This is a genomic window from Pseudomonas sp. KK18, assembly GCF_037094675.1.
Taxonomy (GTDB): Bacteria; Pseudomonadota; Gammaproteobacteria; order Pseudomonadales; family Pseudomonadaceae; genus Aquipseudomonas.
The window spans coordinates 4,858,678-4,866,273 of the sequence record NZ_CP146605.1 but is presented as its reverse complement, the minus strand read 5'-3'; the positions used below and the strand labels follow the sequence as shown (position 1 = coordinate 4,866,273).

5 protein-coding genes are annotated in these 7,596 nt (G+C 61.1%); 1 reads left to right on the top strand and 4 read right to left on the bottom strand.

What is annotated here, in order from left to right; genetic code table 11:
* The first annotated feature begins 22 nt into the window (after window positions 1-22).
* A complete protein-coding gene (locus tag V6607_RS21935; protein WP_134327024.1) occupies window positions 23-985 on the top strand; it encodes an alpha/beta hydrolase in 963 nt (320 codons plus the stop codon).
* 50 nt (window positions 986-1,035) lie between these two features.
* On the opposite strand, the gene V6607_RS21930 is transcribed toward V6607_RS21935, so the two are convergent.
* The 4 genes from V6607_RS21930 to V6607_RS21915 form a co-directional block, all read right to left on the bottom strand.
* Window positions 1,036-3,501, bottom strand: coding sequence for a TonB-dependent siderophore receptor (locus V6607_RS21930; protein ID WP_134327023.1), 2,466 nt, complete (start codon window positions 3,499-3,501; stop codon window positions 1,036-1,038).
* A 97-nt stretch (window positions 3,502-3,598) separates the two neighbouring features.
* Window positions 3,599-5,248: a cyclic peptide export ABC transporter gene (locus tag V6607_RS21925; RefSeq protein WP_102605426.1), complete on the bottom strand. Its 1,650-nt coding sequence runs from the start codon at window positions 5,246-5,248 to the stop codon at window positions 3,599-3,601.
* Between the two features lie 151 nt (window positions 5,249-5,399).
* Window positions 5,400-6,275 (bottom strand): formylglycine-generating enzyme family protein, encoded by an 876-nt coding sequence (locus V6607_RS21920; protein ID WP_008434504.1) that lies wholly within the window; start codon window positions 6,273-6,275, stop codon window positions 5,400-5,402.
* A gap of 31 nt (window positions 6,276-6,306) precedes the next feature.
* On the bottom strand, window positions 6,307-7,584 hold the full coding sequence (locus tag V6607_RS21915; RefSeq protein ID WP_003208551.1) for an aminotransferase class V-fold PLP-dependent enzyme: 1,278 nt from the start codon (window positions 7,582-7,584) through the stop codon (window positions 6,307-6,309).
* Window positions 7,585-7,596: the final 12 nt, after the last annotated feature.

Here is a 7,596-nt window from a genome sequence, read left to right as displayed (position 1 = left end):
CTTTTTCATAAGGAAACCTGCGATGTCCTTGCATCCGGAACTCAATGCCTTCCTCGACCTGGCGCAAGAAAGCCAGGCGGACGGTCCTGGGCCGTTTCACCTGTCAACGCCCGCCCAGGCTCGTGAGGCGTTCGAGCGCACCACCGCGCAACTGCGCTGGCAGGCGCCTGCGCAGGTGCGCTGCAGCCACATCGAATTCACGGCACGCGATGGCGCGACGCTGGCGTTGCGTGTGTACCGTCCCGCTGACGTTTCGGCGCAGAGCCTGCCGGTGCTGGTGTACTTCCATGGCGGTGGCTACGTGGTCGGCAGCCTGGAATCCCATGACGGGGTGTGCCGCGAATTCTGCGCCAGAACTCCGTGTGCGGTGGTTTCAGTGGGTTATCGACTGGCGCCGGAGCACAGGTTCCCGACGCCGCTGAACGATGGCGCCGATGCCCTGGCCTGGCTGGCCGATAACGCTGCAGCCGAAGGCCTGGACCTCACCCGCGTGGCTTTCGGTGGCGACAGTGTGGGGGCCACGCTGGCGACGGTGCTGGCGTTGCAGTCGGTGCTCGAGCCCGCGACGCTGGCAATTAAACCCTGCTGGCAACTGCTGTGCTATCCGGTGACGGACGCTTCTACCAATAGCCCGTCGACCGAGCTGTTCGGCGAGGGCTATCTGCTGGAGACCGAGACACTGGAATGGTTCTACCGGCATTACGCCCGGGAGGCGGCGGATCGTCTTGACTGGCGCTTCTCGCCATTGCTGGCGCCGGGGTACCCGGGCATGCCACCGGCGCTGATTGCGTTGGCCGGTCATGACCCGCTGCTGGATGAAGGGCGTGCCTATGCCCGACGGTTGCAGGAACAGGGGGTGGCGGTGGAAGTGATCGAGTACGCCGGGTTGATTCACGATTTCCTGCGCCTGCAGAGCGTGGTGCCGGATATCGACGAGGTGTACGCTCAATTGACCCAGGCATTGCGAGCCGCGCTGGCAGCTTGAGAACAGGCACAAAAAAACCGGGCCAGGCCCGGTTTTTTTGTGGGTGTTGCCTAGAAGTTGTACGTCACGTCAACCGAGGCGACGCGTTCCTGGCCGTAGTAGCAGCCGAACGAGTAGTTGCAGTGGGACACGTACTCGCGGTTGAACACGTTCTGCACGTTCAGGCTGGTCTCCACGCCACGCAGGCTTGGCGATACCTTGCTCAGGTCGTAGCTGACGGTGGTGTCATAGACCACAAAGCCCGGGACCTCGAACGAGTTGGCGGCATCACCGGGTTTGGGGCCGGTGTAGCGGGCGCCGGCACCGAAGGTCAGGCCATTGAGCACCGCCTGGGTGAAGTGGTAGTCAACCCACAGCGATGCCGAAACCGGAGCCTGTTGCTCGGTGCGGTTACCGGTGTTGCCGTAGTTGTTCTTGATGTAGAACGCGTCGAGGTAGGACGCAGCAGCCAGTACGTCGACGTTGGCAATCGTCGATTTGACTTCCAGTTCAACACCGCGGGAGCGAACCTGGCCTTGCTGGACCGAGTACTGGGTGTACTCGTTATCCTGGCTCAACACGTTTTTCTGCTTGATCTGGTACACGGAAGCCGTGATCAGCGTCTTCTCGAACGGCTGGTACTTCACACCCACTTCGTACTGTTCGCCTTCGGTCGGCGCGAAGGCCTTGCCGCCACGTTCGGGCGCGGTAGTGCCAACGGTCGGCAGGAAGGATTCGGAGTAGCTGACGTACGGCGCCAGCCCGAAGTCGGTGACATAGGTCAGGCCGACACGGCCGGTGAACTTGTTGTCACGCTGTTCGGTGATGGAGTTTGCAATCAGGTCCTTGTTTTCAACTTCGGCCCAGTCCTGACGGCCACCAATGGTCAGGATCCACTTGTCCAGTTTGATCTGGTCCTGCAGGTAGACGCCGGTCTGGCGCACGGTGTTGTCCCACTTGGTGGTTTTTTCCGGGGTCACGCTGCTGGTGTCGTAGTTGTTGTTTTCGCCGTAGAGGTTGATCGGCAGTACGTTGTAGGCGTTGTAGCCGGTGTATTTGCGGTTGAAGTTGCGATAGTCCAGGCCGACCAGGGTGGTGTGCTCCAGCGCGCCGGTGTTGAATTTGTATTCCAGGTTGTTATCGATGGTGTAGGCGGTGTTGTGCTGGCGCCAGTCGAGTTTGACACGGTTGGCCCGGGTCTGGTCGACCGCACCGGTGACTGCATCGGTGACGAAGCTGCGCAGGTAGAAGCCTTTGTAGTCGTCGCGTACGTCGGTGTAGCGGGCGGTGGAGCGACCTTTCAGGTTTTCGCTGAAGCTGTGGGTCAAGTCGTAGCCCAGGATGAACTGGTCACGTTTGTAGTCGTTGTATTTCGAGTCGCCGGAGAAGAAGTTGCGGTCGATGCGTTTGCCGTTGGGGCCGCGCTCGAGAGAGCCGATCATTGGCAACGCCTGATAGTCTTCCAGGCCTCGGTCCCGCTGGATCTGCGCCAGTACGGTCAGGGATGTGTCGTCGTTCGGGGCCCAGGTCAGGCTGGGTGCCAGCAGCATGCGTTCGCTGTGGGTATGATCGACCTGCTGCTTGCCTTTCTTCGCGACGCCGACGATGCGATAGCTGAACTCTTTCTGATCGTCGAGCGGACCGCTGGTGTCGAATGCGCCGTTGACCCGGTTGTAGCTGCCGGCACCGATCTTGACCTCGCTGCGTTGTTCGGTGGTCGGTCGCTTGGAGACCATGTTGATCAGGCCGCCGGGCTGGTTCTGGCCAAAGAGCACCGACGATGGGCCCTTGAGCACTTCGATGCGCTCCAGGGTATACGGATCGATTTGCGGGGCGCCGCCGAGGCTGCCGGCATAGGGCAAGTAAGCGCCGTCCAGGTACAGCTGGGTAGGGGCGAAGCCACGGCTGGTGATTTCGTCGGCGATCGCATTGCGGTCGGTGAAGCCGCCGGTGTTCAGGCCTGGCGTGTAGCGCAAGGCCTGGGTCAGGTTGAGTGCGCCCTGGGTTTCGATCTGTTTAGCGGTGACCACGTTGACGGTTTGCGGGATTTCCAGGAGGGGCGTATCGGTCTTGGTGCCGGTGGCGCTGCGGGTGGCAACGTAGCCGTCCACGGGGCCGTAGGCCGATTCAACAGCCTGGCCACTGATGGTGGTGGCACCCAGCTCCAGTGAATCACCCGTTGCCCGGGCACGTACGGTGACGGTGTTGGCTTGAACGGTGAACACAGCGCCGGTCCCCACCAGCATCTGCGACAACGCCTGTTCAGGCGACAACCGGCCGCTCACCGGCTGGCTGTGCTGGCCCTTTACATCATCGGCGCTGTACAGCACTTGCATGTTCGACTGGGTGCCCAGTGCCTGCAGGGCGCTTGCCAGCGATTGTGCCGGGATATTGAAGTTGATCTCCTGGGCCTGAACCTGCGCACTGAACGGCAACGCCAGCGCCATGCTGAACGCGGTGGCGCTGAAGCCCGGCTGCAGCATACGGCGCATGAACAAGGCTTTGGTAAAACGTGGAATCCCCGCAATTGCTGACATTGTGCTCACTCTTACTGGTTTTAATGGTTGCGTAGTTGTTAGCGATTCTTAATTAGACGCACGAGGCCGAAAAAACCAGAATGAGAATCTAACTTATTCATGCTGGTTGCAGTTCGGTGGCTACTTTCCCGGCTTCCATGCGGACCAGTTGGTCGGCAATGTCGAAGTAACGATCGTCGTGGGAAATCACGATGATGGTTTTGCCCAGGCGCTTGAGATCCGGCAGCAGCTCGGTGTAGAAAATCCGCCGGAAGGTCGGGTCCTGGTCTGCGGCCCATTCGTCAAACACCAGCACCGGGCGTTCCTCCAGCCATGCATTGACCAGCGCCAGGCGCTTGCGCTGGCCGGTGGACAGGTCGGTGGTGGTGAACGAACCGTCACGCACGCTGACCTTGTGGCCGATTTCCAGGCGCTGCAGGTATTGGTTGGCATCTTCGGGAATATGGGTATCGCCCTGCACCACGTCGTCGAACAGGTAGTAGTCAGCGAAGATCGTGGTGAACAACTGGCGATAGTCGTCACGTGTCACTGCCGTCACGGGCTGCCCGTTGAGGCGGATTTCTCCCTGCTGCGGGGCGTACAGGCCTAGCAGCAGCTTGATCAGGGTGGTCTTGCCGCAACCGTTTTCGCCGACGATGAAGATGATGTCGCCTTGCTCGATCTTCAGGTTGACCGGGCCCAGGCGAAACGGTGCGCTGCCTACGGTGGCGGGGAAACTGTAGGACACGTCCGTCAATTCCAGGCTGTGCACCGGCGTACTCTGGTTGCCTTGGTCGCTGAGCAGCAGGTGGGGTTCGGGCGAGGAAAACTGCTCCGACAGCGCGGCGATACGGCGGAATGCGATCTGTGCGCGGCTGACGATTGGCAGGGTGCCGATCAGATGCTCCAGCGGCCCTTTCATGTACAGCAGCACCAGCACAAAGCCGCTCATCACTGATTTGTCGGCACTCGGCCACAGTGATTGCAGGGCGAGTGCCAGCCCGATGACTACGAAAAACAGCATGGAGCCGAGGGTCTTGGCGACGACGAAAATATTCACCGAACGAATTTGTGTGTCGCAGATTTTGTCGGCGGTGCTTTCTATCCCCGACACAAACATGCGGTGCCTGCGCGGACGATGGATGCGCAACTCCTTGGCGCCCTCGGCGATGGAATTGTAGTGTTTCTGCAGTTCGTCTTCGGCGTCGCGGGCCTCCATGAAGCCTTTGATTCCCCGGCCCCGGGCGATGTACTGGACGACCGTGCCGATGATGATCGCGACCACCATGATCAAGAACATCGGCCATGACAGCATCGCCAGGTAACCCATGCAGCCAAGGGTGACGGTCAGCGAAATGGCCAGCGGGGCGAAGGCGAACGCGAAATCGCTGATGGTGTCGACGTCGTGGGTGAGCACCGGGATCAGGCGGTGGCTGCGGTAGCGCTCAATCTGTTCGATGGGCGCCGACAGGACTTTTTCCCCAAGCTCCTTGCGCAGCCGGGCGATAATCTTTTGCCCCACATAATTGGTGCCGATATCGGAAAAGATCGAACTGACCAGTGCCAGCAGGCAGAGGCCGGCAAAGGCGCCGACCACGGTGTTGGTCAGGCCGTTGTCGGCGTGCAGCACGGTATTGATGGTCGCCAGCAATACCGTGACGCTGAGGCCGCCGACCATGCCGAGCAGAATGGAGCCGACAACGATCAGCCGAAAGGGTTTGAGCAGGGTGAACAATTCATTGATCACCCCACGTGTTGGTTTGCTCATGGAGGTTCCCTGCTTGAAGATCGGCCGGCTTCGGTCGCGGGCTCGGCCTGGGTGGCATAGAGGGCGGTGGTGCGCCGCAATGCGTTGCATGACGGGTCACACACACCTGTAAAACGACTGGGGGGAGGGTTAATTTAGAGGGCTGGCTGCCTTACAGATCCCGCACGACGCGAAAGCCGATCCAGTCGCCGCGGTTGTCCGGTACTAACGCATTGCGGTTGCCGGAGCGGGAGAACACGGGGGCTTCACCCCAGTCGTTGCCGCGGATGCGTCTGAACTGGCATTTACCGGTCAGCCAGGCGCTGCCGTCGCTTGGGGCGCCGACGTAATCGTCGTTGTAGCAATCGGCTGTCCACTCGTAGACGTTGCCGTGCATGTCGTACATGCCGAACGCGTTGGGCGGGTAGCTGCCCACCGGGGACGAGTAGCTGTAGCCATCCGCCGGGCCGTAGGTGTTGGCATGCTGGGCAATGCTGTAGCCCTTGCCCTCGTCGAACGGGAAGGGGAACGGGCCGGTGGAGCCGGCGCGGGCGGCGTATTCACGTTGGGCTTCACTGACCATCTGGTAGTGATGGCCGGTTTTCTTCGATAGCCAGGCGACGTAGTTCTGCACATCCTCGAAGTCCATGCACACGGCAGGTTGGCGCGGCCCCTGGGGGTAGCGTGGCTTGCTGGCGACGCACTCGCGGCCGGGTCGTTCATCGCCATTGGCAATCTTGACCCCGGACTGGCGTACATAGCTGTCCCACTCGCCGGCTGTGACCTGGAAGCGGCTCATGGCGAAGGGCTTGGCAAAGGTGACCGGGTGCATCGGGCCTTCATCAGGCTCGCGGCCCACTTCGTCTTCCGGGGTGCCCATGGTGAACGTACCGGCGGGCAACACGACCATTTCCGGGCAGTCCTTGCAGTCCTTGAACACTTTACCGGGTGTCGGCGTGGCCGCCTGGGCCAACCCCGGTAGCAGGGCACTGCACAGTGTTGTCAGAATCACTGCGGCCAGCGGTTTCAGGTGCGGGTGATGGTTCATGGGAGCATCTCGCTGAAATGAAAAAGAGGCGTCACAACCGTTGGCTCAGCAACGTCATGAAGCGCTGGATCTCGGCCGATGTGTTGAGCAGGCCCGGGGAAGTGCGAATCACCGGGCCGGCGTCCCGATATACCGAGTCGATCACTACCCGGTTTTTCATCATGTGGGCGGCCACGTCGCGGCTGTCCTGGCCGTTGACCCGGAAGAAGGTGAAGCCTGCCGACAACTCGCTGCTGCGGGGTGTCACCAGCTCTATCTTCGAGTGCGCCAGCAGTTGGGTCTTCAGTTCGTCGTTGAGCTGATGAATGCGTGCCTGTACCTGCGGCTTGCCCAACTGCAAGTGCAGTTTGAAGGCTTCATCCGCAGCCCAGCGATGTTCAAAGGCGTGGTAGCCGCCGGGTGTCATGGTGGTGGCGAAGTTGGTGTCTTCGGAGAAGGTCGGCACCATCGGTGTCACGTCGGTGTTCTGTTCCGAGCGGGCGCAAATGATCCCGGTGCCCCGCGGGCCGAACATCCACTTGTGGGTGCCGGCAATGAAAAAGTCGCAATGCATGTCCGGGAAATCGAGGTTCTCGACGCCAAACCCATGCACACCATCGACCACGTAGAGGATGCGGTCCTTGTCGTCACGATTGCGGTTGTGTTCATCCACCAGCTTGCCGATCGCGCCGATCGGCAGCTTGACGCCGCTGCCGGATTGCACCCAGGTCATGCCGAGCACACGGGTATTGGGGCGGATATTGCGCTCGATAGAACCGAGCACTTCATCGACGGACACCGAATGGGCGCTCTCGAACAATTTGATCTTGCGTACCTGGGTGCCTTCCTTGCGTACCCGGAAATCGAGGCTGTAGGCGGTGGCGTAATGTTCGTGAACAGTGGTGAGGATTTCCTGGTCGGGGCGTACCTGGATCCCGCCGTAAATCATCGCCAGGCCTTCGGAGGTGCTGCCGGTCAGGGCTATCTGGCCGGGCCTGGCATTCAGGTAGCGGCCGGCCCATTCGCGCACCTGGCCTTCACGCTTCCATGTCTCTTGCAGGTCCCAATCCATGGCCAGGCCGGGGTTGCGGTCGATCTGCGCGCGGTAGCGCTCGATGGCCTCACGCACCGGCTTGGGGTGCGAGGCCACCAGGAAATTCGAAAAGTGCAGGTAGTCCGGGTCCTGGGTAAACAGTTGGCGAAAGCCTGCCCAAGGGTCGCCAGGTGGTGCCGCATTGCCTGCCAGTGCCTGGGGGATGATGGCAGTGCCCAGCGGCAGGCTCGCGGCGAGAAGCCCGGCCTGCTTGAGAAACGTACGGCGGTCGGTCATGAATTCACTTCA